Origin of the sequence: Pseudotamlana agarivorans (genome assembly GCF_001642835.1) — a bacterium.
Classification (GTDB): domain Bacteria; phylum Bacteroidota; class Bacteroidia; order Flavobacteriales; family Flavobacteriaceae; genus Pseudotamlana; species Pseudotamlana agarivorans.
Window position 1 is genome coordinate 39,882 of record NZ_LXEI01000003.1, and the last position, 20,999, is coordinate 60,880.

Sequence of the window (20,999 nt, forward strand, 5' to 3'; positions counted from 1 at the left end):
ATAAATTTTGCTTACTAATAAAAAAATAATTTTTAGCATAGACACCTCTTTGTACTATGGTGTTGGTTCTAAATGAGATTTCTTTTCGGAAGTTAAAAGTTTTATGCCTTTAGAGAATATTAGAACTATAGCACAAAGTACTACTCCCATTTGTCGAGTTAAAACATTCTCGAATACAAAAAATAAAAGCATGGAGAGGTTTATCACAAAGGCAAATAAACTGTGGCGATTATCAATTAAGGTTGTAAATGAGAAAAATAGCATACTTATTAAACCTATAATACCAGAGCCTAGATAAAAATTAAAATATTGATTATGTGTATTAAATTTTTTATCTAAAAACCATTGTTTGTGCTCTTGGTTATTAAAGTTTTCACCTGCTAAAAAACAGCTGTTTAATTTTTCTTGGGTATTTTCAAAACCCAATCCCGTAAACTTAGGGGAGCTATTTGTTGTGATTTTATACACACAATTCCATATGTAATAACGTGGTTCAAACCTTAGAATTTTATTAAGTGTAACATTATCTTCTTTAAAACCAAGAGTTAAACGTTCTTTGAAGTTGTTGTTAAAATAGAGCATAGTGAAACAAATCGCGGTAAAACTTCCAATAGTGATTAACTTAATTCTTCGATCTTTTATATAGAATATTGCCGTAAGTATTGCAATAAATAAGGATAGCATTGATGCTCTGGCAGATATAAAAAATAAAAATAAAACTAAAGAAAATGAAAACAGGAATAACAAATACCTTAAGGGTTTATTTTTAGTTACTGTCACTAAAAAAAAGGAAGTAAATATTCCTATTAAATACATAAAACCCATATATGGGCGATCACCTAATAGAAAGGAATTAACATCACCAACAGCGATATTGAAATTATCATCTAATAAGTAACCTTTTACAATTAAAACTAAGGAGGAAATAAATAACACAAAAACTCCAAATAAAAAGCTAAGCATTAGTTTTTTTATTTCTTTTCTATCTAATAGAGGTATTGATAGAATGTAAAAAGCTATAAATAACCATAGTTTTGAGCTGACTTTTAAATCTTCCCACCTTTTAAAAATTATTATTTCTAAAAGTATAATACAGGCTAAGGAAATTATACAAATTACTCCTTTGTTCTGTTTTAAAAATATGAGATGTTTTTTTTTAATAACAAAAGGGAATAAAATAGCTAAGCCTAATATAAATAAGTTTGTAATCGCTTCTCCTAAATCAATAAAAGGTACGAGTACAAGTAATAAGCAAAATAAAAGTAAATAAATGGTGTTTATAATTTTCATTCTTTTGAATTAAAAACCTTTTTAATTACCGTAGTTATATTTCGAGACATAAATAATAATAGAATGTTTCTAATTAATCCGTAAATAGGATAGATCCCAAACTTGAAATGATGAATGATTATTCGTATACGGCTTTTTACCTGGATAAATCTTTTTTGTGAAGAAATAGAATTTTCGTCAATGATATAATCCAATAAGGCCTCAGGCATATTCTCTGCTTTATATTTATGGATTAATTTAAAGAAAAAGGCATAGTCTTCGGCTGCTTTATAGTTGGTAGGATAGCCATTTATGTGTTTTAGAACTTCTGTTCTAAAGACCACAGAAGGGTGTACAAACATGCTGTTTATGTACATTTTGTTCTTAATATCATCATACTGGGTTGGGTGTTTTAAAACATATAAAAGCTTCCCTTGTGTGTCTTTTATATTTGCCCAAGTCCCTAATAAAAATACATCTTTATTTTGAGTTAAATATTCAACTTGTTTTTTAAATCGATCTTTTAAACATAAATCACCACAGTCCAAGCGACCGATATACTCATAATCTAGTTTTTTTATGATATTTAGGCCTTCATTTAAAGCATTTTCAATACCACGATTTTTTTCAAGAACTTCCATAATAATTTTTCCACACGAATAATTTTGCTGAAGGTTTTTAAGTATTGGTGGATTTTTACTGCCATCATCAATAACTAATATGTCAACTTGGAGATGAGTCTCACTGATAGATAAAAGAGACTGTAACAACCCTTCATTATTGTTGTAATGCGGAATTAATACTATTATATTGTTCATTATTCTTTTTTTGTAGTAATATTAAAATAGCTAAGCATATCCAAAACCCATATAAACGAAAGGAATCTATTTGTAGCCAATTAAAGAAACATCCAATAAAGGCTACATTAAGTGACATAGTGATATAGTTATATTTTTTATTGTTTTTAATTTGTTTTAGTAAACTTAGAATGATAGTAATTAAAAATAGCATAAATATGAAAAAACCAAATATTCCTGTTTCGGCTAAAACCCTAAGATACATATTATACCCAGGGGGGAAAGATTTGACTTCTTCATTGAGATAACTTTCTCTAAATTCATAATTATTTTTAACGGCCCACTCTGGGTAAAACTGTTTAGAAACATAAGTTTGTTGTCCCCAACCAGTTCCTGTTAATGGATTTCTTAAAAAGGCTTGAAACATTGCATATTGTATGCCCAATCTTGATTTATTAGATACTGCATTATCAGATTTACCGTATTTTGTGTTTTCAACAAAATTTAAAGAGTCTAGTCTTTCTTCTATGCTTATAGCAATTTTTTTACCATTAAAAATGATTACAATAATAACTAATATGGAGGAAGAAATTAATCCTTTAGTTAGTATTGATCTAAACCTTAACGATTCTTTATATGCAAAATATACACCTACTAATATTTGTATTATTATTACTACAAATGCGGTTCGTGATTTTGTTAAAAAAGCTAGAATTACAACTAATAAAAATGGTACAAATTTTTTTATTCCTACAGAGGTTAAAATATAGCTAAACATAAAGCCAGATATTGTTATCAAAAACGAACCTAATGCAGGAGGCTCATAGGTGGTAGATGATATTCTTCCTAAGTTATAATCTAAATGAACTTTGACAAAAGGAAAGAAATCGAAAATAGATAAAACTGATGTTAGCGATTCCGCTCCTAAGTTTATGATGAAAAACTCTAAAAAACCATAAATACTAACAACTATCAAGCTTGCTAAAAATACTTTTCTTGTTTTCTTAAAAAAATGAGTCACACCATAATCATAGCATATGTTATAGAAAACATAAAAAAATATAACTCCTGAAAGTATTACAGAAATTAATTGTTTAAAGAGCCGCTCAAATCCAGAAGTTTGTTTGAAATAATAAGAGGATATTTGGGATATATTTAAAAAAGAAACAAAAAGAGCATAGCAAACAAATATCAAAAAAAGAGCATATAGAATTGAATTTAGAGGTAACCTTAGCTTAGAACGAATAAGGTCGTGAGTTAGTAAAAAAATAAATGATAAAAGAAAAAATATAGGTGAAGAGTCATTTCCATATTCTCCTAGGACCATAAAAAAACTTGGTACATTTGAATTAAAAGGCAAAAAGAACAAACCTGTAAAAAATAAAGTTTTACTAAGTGATTTTAAGGATATCATTTATACTACAGTATTATTCACTTTTAATTATAATTTCTTCAATCAATGCTTTGATATTAACTGAATTAAAAAGTTTTTTTGCCCCCGATGAAAATTGTGTATAGTTAGCTGAAATTTCTTTTACACATCTAGCAATTTCCTCAGGAGTAAATTCATTAGTACAGAGTCCAGCTTGAAATTGATCAAAACTACTTTTTAGTGCAGGAACATTATTGGAAATCATTGGGATATTATATCGTGAATATTCAAATAATTTATTTGGTGCACAATATAATACATTAATACATGCTTCTATTGAATTAGAGCGTTCTGGGAAGTAAGACAGAAAACCGATATATGCAATTTTAGTAATTAGCATATACTTAGGGGGTGAAATAAAGGGTAGAAAAATAACGCGTTCTGAAGCATATTTGTCGACCAATGATTGTCTTTCTGTATTATCACCTCCCATAATGCATATGACATAACTTTCGTCTAAATATTCAATGGCTTGACAAAGTTCTTCCACTCTTCTTTCAGGAAAGTTAAGAATCCCTTGATAAAGAATTACTTTTTTGTTCTTAACGCGCTCTAGAATGCTTTTAATCTCTGTATCCTGATTGAATGAATCTATGTGGTCTTCATCAATAAAAAACTTATTAGGAATCACATGTGGATCTACCTCTAAATCATAATATGCTTTTACTATTTGCGCTCTATTATATTCGCAACAAATTACTTTCCAAGCTTTTTGTATTTCTTTTTTATACTGAAGAAATGGAACAACTACCCTTAACTGATTAGGTACATTTAAGGCATAAGGAAATTCAAATAAGTACAGGATACTTTTATATGATTTTATTAATGAACCTAGTATGTATGAGTTTCTATTTCCAAAAAACCAAACTAATGTTTCATTCTCATAAGTTTCATCCAGATGTTTTTTTACTTCGTTCTTGTATTTAAATGTAATCTTTGTTTTTTTTAATGTACTCTCGTTTTTTTCATATCCAGGTACTTTCTTATAAGTTACATCGTTTTTTTCAAAATTATCAATAATACTTTTAGAGCTACAATGACCTACATAAGTTAATTCACAGTGATTTGAGAGGAGAACGTTAATAACCGATAAGATTGGAGGACATTTTTTTAAATCATCGTCATAAACAAGTATATGTTTTTTATATATATTCATATATTTTAGTATAAATTTAAAAGTACCATCACTCCAGTATAAAAACTACAAAAGTATTGGTTTATTTATTACTTAGAAATTTACTTTTGTATTTTTCTACGAATAAATTCAACATTTCATCTGCTTTTGATCTAAGCTTAATGATATAATCTTCATGGGTACATGCTAATTTTGAATTCAAAATTTCGCCTAATTCATCTGTGTTAAATTCATTATTCCATAGGGCGAATGTGGGTATTTGTTTTGTAAGTATTTTTAATTTGGGCTCTATTTCTATACAAATTACTTTCTTACCAAGTAGCCCAGCAATAATAGCCCCGTGATATCGGGCAGTAATAAATGTTGAAAAGGAGTTTAAGACTAAAAGAAAGTCCTTAATTTTCATTTTTTCAGGCTCCCAAATAATATGTTTTTTGTTACTTATTTTTTCTATCCATTTTGAATCTTTGTCTTTTGAGAAAACGATATAGGTAACATCAAGTTGTGGGTTAGAATCAACAAAAGTTATAATGCGATTCTGATAGTCAACCTTATTGTTATCCCAGTCCCAATCTCTAACTATTATCCCTATATTGTCTTTTACTTCTAATGGATCAGGGGTTTTAAGGAATTTCTGAAAATATGATGAAAAAACTACATCAGCTCCTAAAATAGCGTTTAAGTTCCAATCACTGCAATATTCAAATGATTTTTCATCTCTTACTCCAATAAAAAATGAGTTTTTTAATTGTGATTTTGCAAAATTAATAGCTTTAGTATTCCCGTGAAAAGGCCCTAATCCAAAACCTAAAAAAACTTTTTCTCCTTCAACTTTCTGTTTTGCAGATCTAAATTTGCTAAAAAGTTTTGTAATCAATTCAATGGGGCTATTAGAAATAAGGCTTTTTAATTTTGCCTTTATAGTATATTTTTCAATAAATGCAAAAAATTGAGTGCCACCTCCATAGATGAGCATCTCGTTTTTATGTTTATTATTATAACTAGAATTAACTAGAAATTTATAAACGTAATCATTTTCTTCACCTATAAAATTGAGTTGTTTTGTTTGTATGTTCGAATTAATATAGTCTTCAAAAACAACCATTAGGAGGTCATCCCCGAAGTTACTCTCACCATAAGCACCTTTTATTGATATGTTCATCTTTCTGTTAAAGGTTTAATTTTTTTTATAAATTTATTTTTTAAATAAATAGCACCTTCAGATTTTAATTTATAATAATGATTAGAGTCCCTGGTTTTTATAATTCTACAAGGGTTACCTATAATCACAGACAACGGGGGTATGGTGCCTGAAACCACACAACCAGCTCCTACAATACTTCCTTCTCCAATATGGCTTCCAGGTGTGATAATAACGTTTCCTCCAATCCAAACATTTTCTTCAATGGTTACTTTTTTAAAGTCGAAGGTTTCATCGTATGGGATATATTTAGAATTTACATAAGTGTGATTAGCTGAATGAATAACCAAATTGGGACCTATAATCACACCGTCATGAATCTCCACATCACCTAATCCATTAATATCTGCATTCGGTCCTATGTAAACATAAGAGCCTATATGAACGCTACTAGGAAATGCTATTTTTATACTTGAATGAATATCATTCAAGTCTCCAAAGTGCTTTAATTTACCTTTAATTCGGTAAATTTTAATTTTATTTAATAATTTGTTATAAAACATGCACGACATTATTCATTAATAAAACACTTAAATAACAGGCTATAGGGGCTGCCAAAATTAAATAAAAACAGGCATTATTAAGAGGCCTTTTGGTGATGTCTATATATCTTAGGAGTAGAACACTTAAAAACCCTAACATAAACGAAATTGAGATCCCTTGTAAGCCCATTGATTGTACTAATATAAAACTAAAAACAATAGAAACGATTGCTCCTACAAATGAGGTTGATGTAATTTTTAATGTTGTTTTCTTTTTTTGATATTTCAACCCCAAAAATCCTGCTATAGCATTAAAGCCTACGCCAAGGTATAAAAATGGAATATATTGCCAGGTTATAAAGTATTCCTCTGCTACTAATATTTTAGTCATTAATGGAGAAAACAATGCCAACCCAAAAACAAGAATTATTTCAAAAACAATAAATTTGTTTAACATTTTATAAAATACAGTGTCTTTTTTTTCTTTTAACACACTGTCTTGTAAAGGCAATAATAAAACAGAGTTTACAACTAAAAGTAAACTAGAAAACCTCGTAGCTACTGCATACAAGCCATTAGCCTCAATACCTTCATAGTGTAAAATAATAAATTTGCTAGCAGACGAAATAACCCACCAACTCATTAAGTTAGGGATTAAGGGTAAGCAATAGCCTACCATAGATTTTACTAAATTGAAATTCCAATAACGTATTTTTAAATATTGAAATAATTTAAAATGATATACTATCATAGCACATGATATAGTATAGGCTATGATGTAGGCTAAAAATACGCCTTTTATATTTAGTTTAAGGTAGTAAACAAATATGACATTAAAAATAACCACTAAGAAGGTGGTAATTACACCATTTGCTGCAAAATATTTTGTTTTGCCTAATCCTCTTAGAATACTCTGTAATAGTGGTAATAGCGAATTTAGAAAAATTAATAAAAGGAAGTAAATTTGATAATTAAAGCTTTTGAAGAAAGTATATACTACAAAACAAGCAGAAAAAATTACCGCACCTATGACTAATATGAATATTGCATTGGCAATAACTTTTTGTTTATCTGATTCGGTAACGTATTCTTCCCCAATAAGCCACCTATATGTTGCATCAGATATTTGTAAAGAAACCAATGGTACAAAAAGAGTCACCAAGGTTATTAATAGATCATATTCTCCTAAATCATTTTGTGATAGAAAATAGGTGTAAAAAGGAAATAATAAAAAAGAGAGAACTTTAGACCCAAAACTACCAATAGAATAGGTTAAAATTTCTCTGAAAATCTTCTTTTTAAATAGAGAAGATATATTCATTAGGTGTTTTTTATAAAAGATATGATTCGGTCACATGCTTTACCATCACCATATGGATTGTGTAATTTACTCATATTGAAATAAGCTAATTCATCAGTTAATAAACGGTTTGTTTCTTCTATTATTTTATTCTTATTAGTTCCCACAAGTAAAACCGTTCCGGCTTCCACTGCTTCTGGGCGCTCAGTGGTATCTCTCATAACTAAAACAGGTTTTCCTAAACTTGGAGCTTCTTCTTGAACACCTCCACTATCGGTAATAATTAAATAAGATTTGTTCATTAACCACACAAAGGCAGGATAGGATAAGGGTTCAATTAAAATAATGTTGTTAATATCACCCAAAAGTTCATACACTGGCTTTTGGACATTTGGATTTAGATGGACTGGGTAAATAATTTGAACATCCGAATGATCTAACGCAATTCTCTTTAAAGCATTGCAGATATTAATAAACCCTTGTCCATGATTTTCACGACGATGTCCAGTGACTAAAATTAATCGCTTATTTGTATCAACTATAGATTTTAGTTTGTCTACCTCTTCATCTTTATAGTTAGTTGTGCTTACCTTTTTGCTACTAAAATTTAAGGCATCAATCACAGTATTTCCAGTTACTAATATGGTAGAATCTAGTATGTTTTCATTCAATAAATTTTGTTTAGACGTTGTTGTTGGTGCAAAATGAAAATCTGAAATACTACCAGCAATACTTCTATTTACCTCTTCAGGAAAAGGAGAACGCTTGTTAAAAGTTCGTAACCCTGCCTCTATATGACATACTTTAGCACCTGAATAGAATGCCGCGATACTTGCGGCCATTGTAGTAGTTGTATCTCCATGAACATAAACATAATCGGGATTAAATTCTTCTAAAATTGGTTTTAAATCAGTGATTATATCCGCAGTTAATGTATAAAGATTTTGATTTGGTTTCATCAAATTCAAATCATACTCGGGAGTTATTTCAAAAAAAAACAAGACTTGATCCAACATTTCACGATGTTGCGCGGTAATACAGACTTTTGTTTCAAATATGTCTTTTTGTTTTTCAAACGCCTTTACTAAAGGTGCCATTTTAATTGCCTCTGGACGTGTGCCGAAAACGATTAAATTTTTCTTTTTTAACCCCATAATAATATTTACAAAGAGCAAAAATAACACAATACTTTATCTAGGCAAGACAAATCATTCCTATTAAAATATCTATTTTTATTTTGACAAAAAGTAAAAAGGTTTTCTAAATAATGTTTTTTTGTGTTAAATATAATTGTTTCTTCATTTTATTTAGTCTATTACATTGTGTTTTGCTTTTTTTTGTAAAATAATTTAGTTTTTTAGAGCTAGATACAAATTATATGTATTAGAAATTTAATTTTAAGGTTTTCTTACAAAATCAATCGAAGTTAGAGAAACAAACATAAAATTGATTGCAGAATAGGTATCGTTACTTTTGTATTAATTATGTAGGTGTTCAGATAAGTTCTGTTTGGTTGTGATGGGTAAGATTATTATAAAACAAGTATTAACATTAAAAGTTAAACCTTTACATTTGTCACTAATCAATTAATCGATATTTACACACTTGAAAAAAATCTTAATTACAGGAGCTGCAGGTTTTTTAGGTTCACATTTATGCGACCGTTTTATAAAAGAAGAATACTATGTTATTGGTATGGATAATTTTATAACTGGAGACAGAAAAAACTTAGCTCATTTAGAAGACCATGCTAACTTTGAGTTTATTGAGCATGATGTTACCGAGTTCGTTGAGGTTACAGGTTCGTTAGACTATATATTGCATTTCGCTTCACCAGCAAGCCCGATTGATTATTTGAAAATACCAATTCAAACTTTAAAAGTTGGAGCTTTAGGGACTCATAATTTATTAGGTTTGGCCAAAGCTAAAAAAGCTCGAATGCTTATAGCTTCTACCTCAGAAGTATATGGTGATCCGTTAGTACACCCACAAACAGAGGCTTATTATGGAAATGTTAGTACCATTGGGCCACGTGGTGTTTACGACGAAGCCAAACGCTTTCAGGAATCTATAACCATGGCGTATCATCGTTTTCATGGTGTAGAAACCCGTATTGTTCGTATATTTAATACCTACGGACCGCGCATGCGATTAAACGATGGACGTGTGATTCCAGCTTTTATGGGGCAAGCCTTGAGAGGAGAAGATTTAACTGTTTTTGGTGATGGCTCTCAAACACGATCTTTCTGTTATGTGGACGATCAGGTTGAAGGTATTTATAGGTTGTTATTGAGTGACTATGTAGAACCTGTAAATATTGGAAACCCGAATGAAATTACGATTAAAGAATTTTCTGAAGAAATTATTAAGCTCACAGGATCCAATCAAAAAGTAATTTATAAAGATTTACCAGTTAATGATCCTATGCAAAGGCGACCTGATATTACTTTAGCTAAGGAAATTTTGGGATGGGAGCCTAAAATTGGTCGTGAAGAAGGCCTAAAAATAACTTTCGAATATTTTAAAAATTTATCTCACGAGGACTTGTACAAAAGTGAACATAAAAACTTTAATAATCATATAAAAAAATAAGTGGATTATAAAAAAAGTAGATATTCTGGATTAATAAAACCTCTCTTCGGTTTTATAGATTTAGTTATTATAAACATAGCGGTTTTTTATTTTGATATTAATTTAACCAATGTTTATGTGTTCTGTTTGTATATTTCATTGTTGTGGTTAATTATTGCTATAAAAAACCACTTTTATGAGGTGCAACGTCAAACCAGATTAATCCAAATAATACCTTTATTATTTAGGCAAATTATTGCTTTTGCTATTGTACTTTACGCTTTTATAGGGTTTTTTAAACAGCCTAATATAAGTCGATTGTCCCTGGGGGCTTATTTAATTGCTGTATTTGTATCGATATCCTTATTTAAACTATTATCTACATATTTACTTAAAAAGTATCGATCGGTATTAGGTGGTAATATTCGAAACGTTATCGTTATTGGAAATACCGATAAAACAAGGCAACTTATAAAAACATTTAAGAGCCGTACCGATTATGGTTATAATTTTAAAGCGAAATTTGATGTTGATGATAAATCATTTTCATTAAAAAAATGCTACGATTATATCATAGAAAATAGCGTTGATGAAATTTATTTTTCGGTCGCCGAATTATCAAACAAACAGATAAATAGTTTAATAGATTTCGCCGATAATAATTTAAGAGAATTAAAGTTTATTCCAGACAATAAGGATATATACTCCAAACGTCTTAAGTATGAGTATTATAATTATATTCCCATTTTGTCTATAAGGGATATTCCGTTGCAAGAGCCTGTAAATAAGTTTGTAAAACGCTTATTCGACATCTTATTTTCTTCTTTTATAATAATAGGGGTATTGTCTTGGTTAACACCAATTCTTGCCATTTTAATTCGATTAGAATCTAAAGGCCCTATATTTTTTAAGCAATCTAGAAATGGCTTTAATTACCAGGAGTTTGATTGTTACAAATTCAGATCGATGAGGCCTAATGAAAATGCTCATTTACATCAAGCCACCAAGGGAGATATGAGGGTAACCAAGGTTGGTGCTTTTATTCGTAAAACAAGTATCGACGAGCTGCCACAGTTTTTTAATGTGCTTTTCGGTGAAATGTCGGTTGTGGGGCCAAGACCCCATATGGTAAGTCATACAAACATGTATGCGCAACGTATCGATAAGTTTATGGTACGTCACTTTGTAAAACCAGGCATTACAGGTTTAGCTCAAACAAGCGGATTTAGAGGTGAAGTAGAAACCGATAAAGATATTATCAATCGTGTGAAGTACGATATCTTCTATATTGAAAACTGGTCGTTATTACTCGATATCAAAATTGCTATACAAACCTTTTTAAATGCTGTTCGAGGTGAAGAAAAAGCCTATTAATAGTGATTTAATATAGCCATGGAAGCACTGGTTTCTATTATAACACCCATGTTTAATTCTGAAGCTTTTATTTCAGAAACGATAAACAGTGTAATTAATCAGAAGTATAAAAACTGGGAGCTGATATTAATTGACGATAATTCTCAAGACGATACGCTAAAGGTTGTTCACCCCTTTTTAGAAAAACATTCAAATATCAAACTATTATCAAATTCTGAAAATTCTGGAGCAGCTGTTTCAAGAAATAAAGGAATTGAATGCGCTAAAGGCGATTATATCGCGTTTTTAGATGCCGACGATGTATGGAAGCCTAATAAATTGGAAGTTCAAATTCAATTCATGGAAATCCATAACTGTGATGTGTCTTTCTCTAGTTACAATTTAATGGATGAAAGCGGATCGCCAATACATAAAATGGTCGTGGCCTTGAAAACGCTATCGTACCAAAAGCTTTTAAAAAGCAATTACATAGGGAATCTAACAGGGGTGTACAACGCCAAAAGTTTGGGCAAAATGACCTCGCCAAATTTAAGAAAGCGCCAAGACTGGTTACTATGGCTTGCTGCGATTAAACAGTCTGGAAAACCAGCATTGGGTATTCCGGAGGCCTTGGCCTCTTATCGTGTTAGAAAAAATGGTATTTCTTCAAATAAAGTTGAATTAATAAAACATAATTATTGGGTGTATCACAAAGGCTTAGGTTTTTCTAAAACGAAGTCACTTTACTGTATGGTGATATTTTTAAAGGAACATTTTTTGGTGAAATCAAAGCAGACTAAAGTTATCAGAAATTAAGGTTGAAAAATTGATATATGGAAGTTGAAAAGGATTTAATAAAGCGTGAAATTCAGAGGCTGACTTTAATGTTAAGTGGTTTGGTAGAGAAAATCAGTGGATTAAACCCAAATAGTGCTAAAGGTGGTATTGATGAAGTAAATAATGCTCTAAAAACTCAGTTTGATCTGTCCTTAGAAGACATTGCTGAAATGAGTGCTTCTGATGTAATCAAAAAAATATCGAATCTTCACGAATCTCATATTGAGAAAATAGTAGAATTAATTTATGAAATCATTTTAAAAATTGAATCGTCTGATGTAGATCTTAAGTTTGAAAAAACTAAAATTGCTGAAAAAGGCATTATAATCATTGATTTTTTGAATGAAAACTCGAATACCTTTTCAATGAAAAGAATGCATATAAAAACGGCTTTTCAGCAAAGGGTTTAGTTCATTTTAAAATAATCTTGCTCATAATTTCTATAGGAAAAACCGCAAATTATTTCAAAACTATAAATACGACGTAAACTGTTTCAGTTTGCCTCGGTTTGAACGGTCTAAGCGTTGGGTTTGTTCAAAAATAATCATGAGATGAGGTTCTAAATATTTTGAAATCGCTTTTATAATAGCTTCCTTTTTTGATGGTGACAAGGGGTGTTCACTAACATAAATGATTTTAAAAGTGTCCAGTTTGAGTTGCTCAATAACAAATTCCTTTACCGAGCTGCCATCTTCAATTATGGTTTTAGTCACATAGTAAAAGGTGAGGCCTGCAGCGGTTTTTCCACTAGGGAGTTTCACTAAGTCACTGGTTCTGCCATGTAGGCTTTTCAACAAAAGGTTTCCTAGCGTGCTGCGTTCAGATAAAGCCCCTAAATCTCCTAAATCATAACGAATAAACGGATGCGCTTTATTGTAGAGTGCTGTTATTACAACACGTCCAATTTGTCCGTATGGCAGTATGTTATCATCATCGTCTAAAATTTCTATGTATAAATCTTCGTGATTAACAACCCAATCGTCATTGTGGTTTTGAAAAGCAATAAGGCCCAATTCTGCCGCGCCATACTCATTGATGATTGGCACCCCAAATTGACTTTCTAATAACGTTTTATCCGATTCAAAAAGCATTTCCGAAGTTACAATACAAGCTTTAAGCGAGGGGCAAGCATTTTTTAAAATGATGTTTTTCTTTTGAAGAAATTTAGCAAATTGCACAATGGCGCTTGTGTATCCATTAATGTAGTCAAACTGGGTAGATTGAAAGATTTTAAGATTCTTTTCAAACTGATGATCGCTTAAATCAAAAACAGAAAATCGAAACCGGTTGCTAAGTTTGTCTTTTAGACGTTCTTTATAGTACCCTTTTTTGTCTAAAGGAATTCCGTAAAAGCGGGCCTGTTTAGAATGGTGTAAATCCAGGTTAAACCAGTTGTAGCGGTCTATAAAATTGGCCCAGTTTAGGGCATGACAAAATTTATCCTTGGCAAATAAAAATGGCGTTCCCGACGATCCCGAGGTTTTATTGATGTATATGTTTTTTTTAGAATATCCAGTCGATAATCGGTCACCTAAAGGACATTGTAAATCCTTTTTAGTCATCACCGGAAGATCATTCCAAATGAAGTTATTATCCGTTTTAACTAAAGTCTTATAAAAAGGATTATGCTTCAGGTGATAGTTTACAATGTCTTGTTTTTTACTTTCAATATAACCTTGATAATCCGAAGCGCTCTTTTCCTGAATGGTTTTAAGCTCACGCATGGCGCTTTCTAAAGGAAAGCCCTTGAGTTGTAAAGAAAATTTAAATAAATTCATATGCGAGAAGCGAAAAAACAAAACCAAATATAATTGATATTTTTTTGGAGTTTGGCGTAAAATTTAAGAAAAAAAGCAGCCCCTAGCGTTGCTAATTCTAAAAAGCCCTTATTTTTGCAATCGTATAATGAAGCTATTCTTATACATATCAAATTAAAGAGAATCTAAAAATCAATACAATGAATATCTTAATTCTTGGTTCGGGTGGAAGAGAACATACTTTTGCTTGGAAAATTGCTCAAAGTCCGAAATGTGAAAATCTTTTTGTTGCACCTGGAAATTCAGGAACTGCAAATATAGCAACCAATGTAAATATTGGTGTTACCGATTTTCCTGCTATAAAAGCTTTGGTTTTAGAGCACAACATCGATATGGTGGTTGTTGGTCCTGAGGATCCTTTAGTACAAGGTGTTCATGATTTTTTCTTAAATGACGATGCCATAAAACATGTGGCTGTTATTGGTCCGCAAAAAGTAGCTGCCGAGTTAGAAGGGAGTAAAGAATTTGCAAAGGAGTTTTTATACCGTCATAACATTCCAACAGCAGCTTACGAAAGTTTTACAGCCGAAACTGTTGAAAAAGGTTATGCTTTTTTAGAAACTTTAAAAGCACCTTATGTTTTAAAAGCAGACGGATTAGCAGCAGGAAAAGGTGTGGTTATACTCAATGATTTAGATGAAGCCAAGGCGGAACTAAAAAGCATGTTGGTTGATGCGAAATTTGGAGCAGCAAGTACCAAAGTGGTTATAGAAGAGTTTTTAGATGGTATCGAATTAAGTTGTTTCGTTTTAACCGATGGTGAAAACTATAAAATATTACCAACGGCAAAAGATTACAAACGTATTGGTGAAGGTGATACTGGCTTAAATACAGGTGGTATGGGAGCTGTTTCTCCAGTGCCATTTGCAACCGATGAGTTTTTAAATAAAATTGAAGAGCGTATTGTGAAGCCAACAATTAGTGGCTTCAAAAAAGATAATTTACCTTATGTAGGTTTTGTATTTATCGGATTGATTAAAGTAGGTGATGACCCTAAAGTGATCGAGTACAATGTACGTATGGGTGATCCTGAAACCGAAGTGGTGTTACCAAGATTGAAAAATGATTTGGTAGATGTCCTTCAAGCTATGGCAGAAGGAACATTGGATAAAATCAACCTTGAAATAGACGATCGTGCCGCTACAACCATCATGTTAGTATCTGGAGGATATCCTGAAGCTTACGAAAAAGGTAAAGAAATAACTGGTGTTGATGCGATTGAAGACTCTATCCCATTTCACGCTGGTGCTGTGATTAAAGACGGAAAAATTGTAACCTCTGGAGGAAGAGTGATGGCGATTACATCATACGGAGATACGTACCAAGAGGCCATAAAAAAATCTTACCAAAATATAGAAAAACTACATTTTGATAAGATGAATTATCGTAAAGATATTGGTTTCGATTTATAAATCGAAATCAAATTTTTTTATAAATATGAGTGTGAAGAGATGCTTTTATCTTCTTCGTTGTTATCGTTAAATCCTTTTAATTGGATCATCCAGTATACCATGGCAACAAAACCAATGATAATAAAGATCCAAGAAACAAGGTTTGCTAAAAACCAGTTTTCAAGCTCTAAAGCTCTAATCGCATCTAAAGGTTTTAAAAGAACGTTAACAAATAAATCTTGTATCGCGTAAAAGAAATCTTTCATATTGAGTTTGTTTATGGGTTGTTAAGCCCTATATAGTTAGTATATTTACGAAGCAAAAATACAAAAACAGTTAATGTTAACAAGCTTTTTTAATAAATCTAGACCAATAAATTTTATCATTGTATTTTTTATAACGCTTCTGGCGTTCGCAATACCTCGATTAAATTTACAGTTTAAAGCTTTAGAGTATGTTTTTATTATAAAACAAGTAGGGATGTTGTTAACCATTTACGCATCCATTTTGCTCCTAAACTTTATAGTTATAAAAAACAGTTTAACCGAAAGCAATCACTTCGAAATCTTGCTTTTTAGTTTGTTTTTGCTGTTCCTAACCCCAACAACCGAGCATGCTAACGTTATTTATGCGAACTTTTTTGTGTTGTTAAGTTTGCGGCGTATTATCAGTTTGCGATCGCAAAAGGAAGTTAAAAAGAAACTGTTTGATGCGGCTTTTTGGATAGCCATTGCTACCCTGTTTTATTTCTGGTCTATTTTATTCTTTGCTTTAATACTGCTGTCTTTAGCCTTGTATACCGATAATAACTTCAGGCATTGGGTAATTCCATTTTTAGGAGTTTTAGCCGTGTTGCTAATTGGTTCGGCAACTTCTTTAGTGCTTTACGATAACTATTTTCAAATTTTTAATATACCTTCGGTTGTTGTTAGTTATGACTTTAGTCCGTATAATTCCATTAACTATTTGGTGGCAATAACCCTATTAGTTTCCTTCGGAATTTGGTCGACCTTCTTCTATTTAAATAATATAAAAAAGAAGAAAAAAGTATTTCGAGTGTCTTTTAAAGTTATTGTTCTTGCTGCGGTTATCGGATTTTTAATTGTTATTGTGGCTCCCGATAAGAATGGAAGTGAGTTTTTGTTTGCTTTCACCCCTTTAGCTATAATTCTGGCCAGTTACATCGAAACCATTGAAGAATTATGGTTTAAAGAGCTGTTTTTAGCCATACTTATTTTGGTGCCATTTATTTTGTTAGTGCTGTAGTTTTGCACCAAAGGCTAAGTCGCCGGCATCGCCTAATCCAGGGATGATATAGCCTTTTTCATTAAGCTTGTCATCTATGGTTCCAATCCATAATTTAGTGTGCTTACCAAAATGTTTTTTCAAAAAATTCACACCTGGTTTTGCGCCAATAACGCTTATAAGATGAATGTCTTTTGGGGTTCCAAAAGCTTTTAGAGCTTCAAAAGTGGCCACCATCGATTGGCCTGTGGCTAACATAGGATCGGCTAGAATAAGTGTTTTGTTCTCTAAACTCGGGCAAGCCAAATACTCCACCACAATTTCAAAAGTTTCAGGATTATCTTTATGTTGTCGGTATGCGGAAATGAAAGCATTTTCAGCACGATCAAAATAGTTTAGTAAACCATTGTGAAGTGGTATGCCAGCTCTTAAAATGGAACATAAAACAATCTCGTTTTGGGGCAGTTTTGCTGAGCTTGTTCCTAGAGGTGTTTGTGTGTTTTCTGAGCGATAATTTAAACTCTTACTCATTTCGTAAGCTAAAATTTCTCCAATGCGTTCAATGTTTCTCCTAAAACGCATGGCATCCCTTTGAATGTTTACATCTCTAAGTTCCGAAAGGAAGCTATTTAATATGGAGTTTTGCTTTGATAAATCGTGAATTTCCATGGCTTCAAATTAGGTATTCTTTAGTAAAGTTAGTGAATTATAAGTATCTTTGCATTTTAAAAATTGAGACTATGTTTACAGATAAAGCAAATGCTATTTTTCAAGAAGTTATAGAGAAGTATCACGTTATAAATACGGTTGATCAGCCTTTTGAAAATGCATATCCAGAAAGTGATTTATTAGAGCATTTATTATATAGAAAATGTTGGATTGATACGGTGCAATGGCACTATGAGGATATTATTCGTGATCCGCAAATTGATCCAGTAGCCGCTTTAACTTTGAAGCGTCAAATTGATGCTTCAAATCAAGATAGAACCGATATGGTAGAGTATATCGATAGCTATTTTTTAGAAAAATATAAAGAGGTAAAAGTTAAAGATGATGCCACTATTAATACCGAAAGTCCTGCTTGGGGGGTTGATAGATTATCAATTTTGGCTTTAAAAGTATACCATATGCATGAGGAAGCGACTCGTGAGGATGCTTCTCCTGAGCACAAATCTGCATGTCAGAAAAAATTAGACATTTTACTAGAGCAACGCGTAGATTTGTCTACCGCAATCGATACGCTTTTAAATGATATCGCCAACGGTGATAAGTACATGAAAGTGTATAAGCAAATGAAAATGTATAATGACGACGAGTTAAACCCAGTACTTCGTTCTCAGAAATAAGAGGCTTTTAAAAATTAAGTTTTCCGTCAACCTGAACTTGATTCAGGTTCTCATTATGATTGATTTTCAATAAGATGAGATTTTGAAATAAATTCAGAATGACGAATTTTAACACTTTTTAGACAGCCTTCTCATCCTTAAAGTTGAGATGCCAAATTCAAAACATATATTAGTGATACGTCTCTCTGCTATGGGAGACGTTGCTATGTCTGTACCTGTGTTACGTGCAGTTATTGAACAATATCCTGAGGTAGAAATAACGGTTTTAACACGAGGCTTTTTTAAGTCTTTTTTTAGAGATATTCCACGGGTAAAAGTCTATACGGCCGAAGTTAAAGGAACTCATAAAGGTGTACTCGGACTCTATAAATTGGCAAAAGAACTTAATGAATTTGGGTTTTATGCGGTTGCCGATTTACACCATGTATTAAGAAGTAAAATTTTAAAACAGTTTTTAAAATGTAAACGTTTTGTGGCGCTTGATAAAGGTCGCAAGGAAAAGCATTTATTGATTTCAGGTGAAAAATTTGAACCTTTAAAAACAACACATCAGCGCTATGCAGATGTTTTTCAGAAATTAGGTTTTCCTATCGATTTATCAAATCCGAACTTTCCGGAACGCGTCGTTTTAAATGATAGGTTATTAAAACTGCTAGGTCATGATTCTAAAAAATGGATTGGTATAGCACCTTTTGCTGCACACCAAGGGAAGGTGTATCCATTAGATTTAATGAAAACAGTAGTGCGGCAATTAACACCGCATTATAAAGTTATTTTATTTGGAGGAAAAGCAGATCGCGAAGCCTTAAATCATTTTGAAAATACGATAAATCTTGCTGGCAAATTGTCTTTTGACGAGGAGTTAGATATCATATCAAATCTGGATGTGATGCTTTCTATGGACTCTGGAAATGCGCACTTAGCTGCCATGTTGGGGGTTCAAGTAGTCACTATCTGGGGTGTTACACATCCCTATGCAGGCTTTGGACCTTTTAATCAGCCGGAAGAAAACGCGTTGTGTGCCGATAGAGCACAATTTCCAAAAGTGCCAACCTCTGTTTATGGCAACAAATATCCTGATGGCTATGAGCATGCTGCAGGCAGTATTTCGCCAGAAACTGTAGTAGCAAAATTAAAAAGTTTACTTTCTTAACTACTTAACTTCCTCACATCATCACAATCCCAACTTAAACATCATCAAAGTCAACGGCAATAGTTGCAGTCGTAGGATGTGCTTGGCAGGTTAAAATTAAGCCTTCAGCAACTTCACTTTCTGTTAAAATATTGTTTTGTCTCATAGTGGCTTCGCCTTCTGTAATACGTGCTAAACAGCTACTACAAATACCTCCTTGACAAGAGTATGGTGCGTCTAAATCTTCATCTAAAGCCGCCTCTAAAATGGTTTGTTTTTGAGACATCTCGAAAGTGGTTGTTTCATCATCAACCGTAACCGAAATTTTTGAAGTACCACTAGCAACGTCTTCAGTTTTAACTTCAACAGGTTTAGCCGCTTTAAAAAGCTCGTAATGGATACGAGAAGCTTCCGTGTTATGCTCGGTTAATACGTCTTTTACAGTATGAATCATGGCTTCTGGACCACATAGGTAATAAGCATCGACATCGATGTGTTTGTGCTCATTTTTCATCACATAGTTCACCGTGCTTTTTTCTATACGACCAAAAATGGCATCTTCTTCGTCTTGTTGACTGAAAACGAATTGAATAGAAAAACGATCTTTATAAGCATGTTGTAACTCTAAAAGTTCGTTTAAAAACATAGTGTCTTTAGTTGTTTTGTTACCGTAAACCAGAATAACTTTGCTTTGAACTTCTTCTTCTAAAGCACATTTTATAATGCTTAAAATAGGTGTAATACCACTTCCTGCAGCAAAAGCTGCGATATTTTTTGTTTTTGAGTCATTAGGTTCAAAAACAAAACGACCTTTTGGAGGTGCCACTTCTAAAGTATCTCCAACTTTTAAAGTTGAATTCGCATAAGCGGAAAAAGTGCCGTCTTGAACTTCTTTAATAGCTACTTTTATTTCGCCACTTTTAGGCGATACACACAATGAGTAGTCACGACGTACTTCGTTGCCATCAATTTCAGTTTTTAAAGTGATGTATTGTCCCGCTTTAAATTGAAAAGTTTCTTTAAGGTTTTCAGGGATATTAAAAGAAATACTTATGGCTTTTGAAGTTTCTCTAGTTATATTTTTTACTGAAAGTTTATGGAATGATGACATGTGTATTAATTTTTAGCAAAAATAGTGAAGCCTTTAAAATTTAAGATGTTTTTTAAGAAAATAATATGTATGAATATTGTGTATATTTGATTGATTCGAAATTTAAATCTTATTGTAACATATATTAAAATACAAAAACCTAATAAATAACTGATATTAATTTAATCCCTTAACAAAATGAAAAATTTCCTTTTAGCATCCCTTTTACTTGTTGTGAGTTTTGTAAACGCTCAAACTAATGAAGATTTTAAAAATGAAGCCATTGAGTTTATAAAGCTTACGGGAGCAACATCGGCTTTTGATGCTGCCATAGATCAATTAGGTACATCAGTGCCTGCAGACAAAAAGGAGGCCTATACTATAGAAGCCCAAGAGACCTTAACAGGGTTATACAATCAGATGGCCGATTTGTACATGAGTGAATTTACCCATAAAGAAATAAAAGACTTAATAGCTTTTTATAATACGCCATTAGGTAAAAAATTAGCCTCAAAACAATTATCAATAACTCAAAAAGCCATGAATCTTGGACAAAATTGGGCTGTAGAGGTGCGTGATGTAGCCAATAAGTACCAGTAAT

The 20,999-nt window shown here is 31.8% G+C and carries 21 protein-coding genes; 9 read left to right on the forward strand and 12 right to left on the reverse strand.

Going from position 1 to position 20,999, the window contains the following annotated elements; genetic code table 11:
- Window positions 1-54: 54 nt before the first annotated feature.
- From A6I66_RS05975 to wecB, 8 genes are all read right to left on the reverse strand, one after another.
- A complete protein-coding gene (locus A6I66_RS05975; RefSeq protein ID WP_067146649.1) occupies window positions 55-1,290 on the reverse strand; it encodes an O-antigen ligase family protein in 1,236 nt (411 codons plus the stop codon).
- On the reverse strand, window positions 1,287-2,087 hold the full coding sequence (locus A6I66_RS05980) for a glycosyltransferase (protein WP_067146651.1): 801 nt from the start codon (window positions 2,085-2,087) through the stop codon (window positions 1,287-1,289). Before A6I66_RS05980 ends, A6I66_RS05975 begins: the two co-directional genes overlap by 4 nt.
- Window positions 2,047-3,480: an O-antigen ligase family protein gene (locus A6I66_RS05985; RefSeq protein WP_067146653.1), complete on the reverse strand. Its 1,434-nt coding sequence runs from the start codon at window positions 3,478-3,480 to the stop codon at window positions 2,047-2,049. The genes A6I66_RS05980 and A6I66_RS05985 overlap by 41 nt, the downstream gene beginning before the upstream one ends.
- Window positions 3,481-3,493: 13 nt before the next feature.
- The gene (locus tag A6I66_RS05990) at window positions 3,494-4,654 is read right to left on the reverse strand and encodes a glycosyltransferase family protein (RefSeq protein WP_067146655.1); all 1,161 of its coding nucleotides are present in this window, start codon (window positions 4,652-4,654) and stop codon (window positions 3,494-3,496) included.
- Window positions 4,655-4,715: 61 nt separating this feature from the next.
- Complete coding sequence (locus tag A6I66_RS05995; protein ID WP_067146657.1) at window positions 4,716-5,795, reverse strand: polysaccharide pyruvyl transferase family protein; 1,080 nt, start codon at window positions 5,793-5,795, stop codon at window positions 4,716-4,718.
- Window positions 5,792-6,337 carry an acyltransferase gene (locus A6I66_RS06000; protein WP_067146659.1) on the reverse strand — a complete coding sequence of 182 codons (546 nt, stop codon included), beginning with the start codon at window positions 6,335-6,337 and terminating at the stop codon, window positions 5,792-5,794. The genes A6I66_RS05995 and A6I66_RS06000 overlap by 4 nt, the downstream gene beginning before the upstream one ends.
- On the reverse strand, window positions 6,327-7,637 hold the full coding sequence (locus tag A6I66_RS06005; protein ID WP_067146661.1) for a lipopolysaccharide biosynthesis protein: 1,311 nt from the start codon (window positions 7,635-7,637) through the stop codon (window positions 6,327-6,329). The genes A6I66_RS06000 and A6I66_RS06005 overlap by 11 nt, the downstream gene beginning before the upstream one ends.
- The gene (gene wecB, locus A6I66_RS06010) at window positions 7,637-8,770 is read right to left on the reverse strand and encodes a non-hydrolyzing UDP-N-acetylglucosamine 2-epimerase (protein WP_067146663.1); all 1,134 of its coding nucleotides are present in this window, start codon (window positions 8,768-8,770) and stop codon (window positions 7,637-7,639) included. The genes A6I66_RS06005 and wecB overlap by 1 nt, the downstream gene beginning before the upstream one ends.
- Before the next feature lie 451 nt (window positions 8,771-9,221).
- On the opposite strand from wecB, the gene A6I66_RS06015 reads away from it, so the two are divergent.
- The 4 genes from A6I66_RS06015 to A6I66_RS06030 are packed head-to-tail and all read left to right on the forward strand — an operon-like array spanning window position 9,222 to window position 12,787.
- Complete coding sequence (locus A6I66_RS06015; RefSeq protein WP_067146665.1) at window positions 9,222-10,208, forward strand: UDP-glucuronic acid decarboxylase family protein; 987 nt, start codon at window positions 9,222-9,224, stop codon at window positions 10,206-10,208.
- Window positions 10,209-11,561: an undecaprenyl-phosphate glucose phosphotransferase gene (locus A6I66_RS06020; protein WP_067146668.1), complete on the forward strand. Its 1,353-nt coding sequence runs from the start codon at window positions 10,209-10,211 to the stop codon at window positions 11,559-11,561. It begins immediately after the preceding gene.
- Window positions 11,562-11,579: 18 nt separating this feature from the next.
- Window positions 11,580-12,356: a glycosyltransferase family 2 protein gene (locus A6I66_RS06025; protein ID WP_067146669.1), complete on the forward strand. Its 777-nt coding sequence runs from the start codon at window positions 11,580-11,582 to the stop codon at window positions 12,354-12,356.
- Between the two features lie 17 nt (window positions 12,357-12,373).
- The gene (locus tag A6I66_RS06030) at window positions 12,374-12,787 is read left to right on the forward strand and encodes a hypothetical protein (protein WP_067146670.1); all 414 of its coding nucleotides are present in this window, start codon (window positions 12,374-12,376) and stop codon (window positions 12,785-12,787) included.
- A 60-nt stretch (window positions 12,788-12,847) separates the two neighbouring features.
- Here the strand turns inward: A6I66_RS06030 and A6I66_RS06035 are convergent, their stop codons facing one another.
- Complete coding sequence (locus tag A6I66_RS06035; RefSeq protein WP_067146671.1) at window positions 12,848-14,155, reverse strand: phenylacetate--CoA ligase family protein; 1,308 nt, start codon at window positions 14,153-14,155, stop codon at window positions 12,848-12,850.
- 179 nt (window positions 14,156-14,334) lie between these two features.
- On the opposite strand from A6I66_RS06035, the gene purD reads away from it, so the two are divergent.
- Entirely contained in the window at window positions 14,335-15,606 is a 1,272-nt protein-coding gene (purD, locus tag A6I66_RS06040; protein WP_067146673.1) for a phosphoribosylamine--glycine ligase, read from the forward strand.
- A gap of 17 nt (window positions 15,607-15,623) precedes the next feature.
- On the opposite strand, the gene A6I66_RS06045 is transcribed toward purD, so the two are convergent.
- Window positions 15,624-15,851, reverse strand: coding sequence for a DUF6341 family protein (locus A6I66_RS06045; protein ID WP_067146676.1), 228 nt, complete (start codon window positions 15,849-15,851; stop codon window positions 15,624-15,626).
- A 73-nt stretch (window positions 15,852-15,924) separates the two neighbouring features.
- Between A6I66_RS06045 and A6I66_RS06050 the strand changes: the two genes are divergently transcribed.
- The gene (locus tag A6I66_RS06050; protein WP_067146678.1) at window positions 15,925-16,851 is read left to right on the forward strand and encodes a DUF6427 family protein; all 927 of its coding nucleotides are present in this window, start codon (window positions 15,925-15,927) and stop codon (window positions 16,849-16,851) included.
- Here the strand turns inward: A6I66_RS06050 and upp are convergent.
- A complete protein-coding gene (upp, locus tag A6I66_RS06055) occupies window positions 16,840-17,499 on the reverse strand; it encodes a uracil phosphoribosyltransferase (protein ID WP_067146680.1) in 660 nt (219 codons plus the stop codon). The two genes, A6I66_RS06050 and upp, sit on opposite strands and share 12 nt — an antisense overlap.
- Before the next feature lie 71 nt (window positions 17,500-17,570).
- On the opposite strand from upp, the gene A6I66_RS06060 reads away from it, so the two are divergent.
- Window positions 17,571-18,176 carry a DUF4254 domain-containing protein gene (locus tag A6I66_RS06060; protein WP_067146682.1) on the forward strand — a complete coding sequence of 202 codons (606 nt, stop codon included), beginning with the start codon at window positions 17,571-17,573 and terminating at the stop codon, window positions 18,174-18,176.
- A gap of 172 nt (window positions 18,177-18,348) precedes the next feature.
- On the forward strand, window positions 18,349-19,329 hold the full coding sequence (locus A6I66_RS06065) for a glycosyltransferase family 9 protein (RefSeq protein ID WP_317047667.1): 981 nt from the start codon (window positions 18,349-18,351) through the stop codon (window positions 19,327-19,329).
- A 34-nt stretch (window positions 19,330-19,363) separates the two neighbouring features.
- Here the strand turns inward: A6I66_RS06065 and A6I66_RS06070 are convergent, their stop codons facing one another.
- The gene (locus A6I66_RS06070) at window positions 19,364-20,419 is read right to left on the reverse strand and encodes a ferredoxin--NADP reductase (protein ID WP_067146686.1); all 1,056 of its coding nucleotides are present in this window, start codon (window positions 20,417-20,419) and stop codon (window positions 19,364-19,366) included.
- Between the two features lie 177 nt (window positions 20,420-20,596).
- Here A6I66_RS06070 and A6I66_RS06075 point away from each other — a divergent pair, with 177 nt between their 5' ends.
- Entirely contained in the window at window positions 20,597-20,998 is a 402-nt protein-coding gene (locus tag A6I66_RS06075; RefSeq protein ID WP_067146688.1) for a DUF2059 domain-containing protein, read from the forward strand.
- Window position 20,999: the final 1 nt, after the last annotated feature.

Excerpts from the sequence above, each read along its gene's own strand:
- A6I66_RS05975 (WP_067146649.1), bottom strand. The coding sequence starts at position 1,290 with ATGAAAATTATAAACACCATTTATTTACTTTTATTTTGCTTATTACTT.
- A6I66_RS05980 (WP_067146651.1), bottom strand. The coding sequence starts at position 2,087 with ATGAACAATATAATAGTATTAATTCCGCATTACAACAATAATGAAGGG.
- A6I66_RS05985 (WP_067146653.1), bottom strand. The coding sequence starts at position 3,480 with ATGATATCCTTAAAATCACTTAGTAAAACTTTATTTTTTACAGGTTTG.
- A6I66_RS05990 (WP_067146655.1), bottom strand. The coding sequence starts at position 4,654 with ATGAATATATATAAAAAACATATACTTGTTTATGACGATGATTTAAAA.
- A6I66_RS05995 (WP_067146657.1), bottom strand. The coding sequence starts at position 5,795 with ATGAACATATCAATAAAAGGTGCTTATGGTGAGAGTAACTTCGGGGAT.
- A6I66_RS06000 (WP_067146659.1), bottom strand. The coding sequence starts at position 6,337 with ATGTTTTATAACAAATTATTAAATAAAATTAAAATTTACCGAATTAAA.
- A6I66_RS06005 (WP_067146661.1), bottom strand. The coding sequence starts at position 7,637 with ATGAATATATCTTCTCTATTTAAAAAGAAGATTTTCAGAGAAATTTTA.
- wecB (WP_067146663.1), bottom strand. The coding sequence starts at position 8,770 with ATGGGGTTAAAAAAGAAAAATTTAATCGTTTTCGGCACACGTCCAGAG.
- A6I66_RS06025 (WP_067146669.1), top strand. The coding sequence starts at position 11,580 with ATGGAAGCACTGGTTTCTATTATAACACCCATGTTTAATTCTGAAGCT.
- A6I66_RS06030 (WP_067146670.1), top strand. The coding sequence starts at position 12,374 with ATGGAAGTTGAAAAGGATTTAATAAAGCGTGAAATTCAGAGGCTGACT.
- A6I66_RS06035 (WP_067146671.1), bottom strand. The coding sequence starts at position 14,155 with ATGAATTTATTTAAATTTTCTTTACAACTCAAGGGCTTTCCTTTAGAA.
- purD (WP_067146673.1), top strand. The coding sequence starts at position 14,335 with ATGAATATCTTAATTCTTGGTTCGGGTGGAAGAGAACATACTTTTGCT.
- A6I66_RS06045 (WP_067146676.1), bottom strand. The coding sequence starts at position 15,851 with ATGAAAGATTTCTTTTACGCGATACAAGATTTATTTGTTAACGTTCTT.
- A6I66_RS06050 (WP_067146678.1), top strand. The coding sequence starts at position 15,925 with ATGTTAACAAGCTTTTTTAATAAATCTAGACCAATAAATTTTATCATT.
- upp (WP_067146680.1), bottom strand. The coding sequence starts at position 17,499 with ATGGAAATTCACGATTTATCAAAGCAAAACTCCATATTAAATAGCTTC.
- A6I66_RS06060 (WP_067146682.1), top strand. The coding sequence starts at position 17,571 with ATGTTTACAGATAAAGCAAATGCTATTTTTCAAGAAGTTATAGAGAAG.
- A6I66_RS06070 (WP_067146686.1), bottom strand. The coding sequence starts at position 20,419 with ATGTCATCATTCCATAAACTTTCAGTAAAAAATATAACTAGAGAAACT.
- A6I66_RS06075 (WP_067146688.1), top strand. The coding sequence starts at position 20,597 with ATGAAAAATTTCCTTTTAGCATCCCTTTTACTTGTTGTGAGTTTTGTA.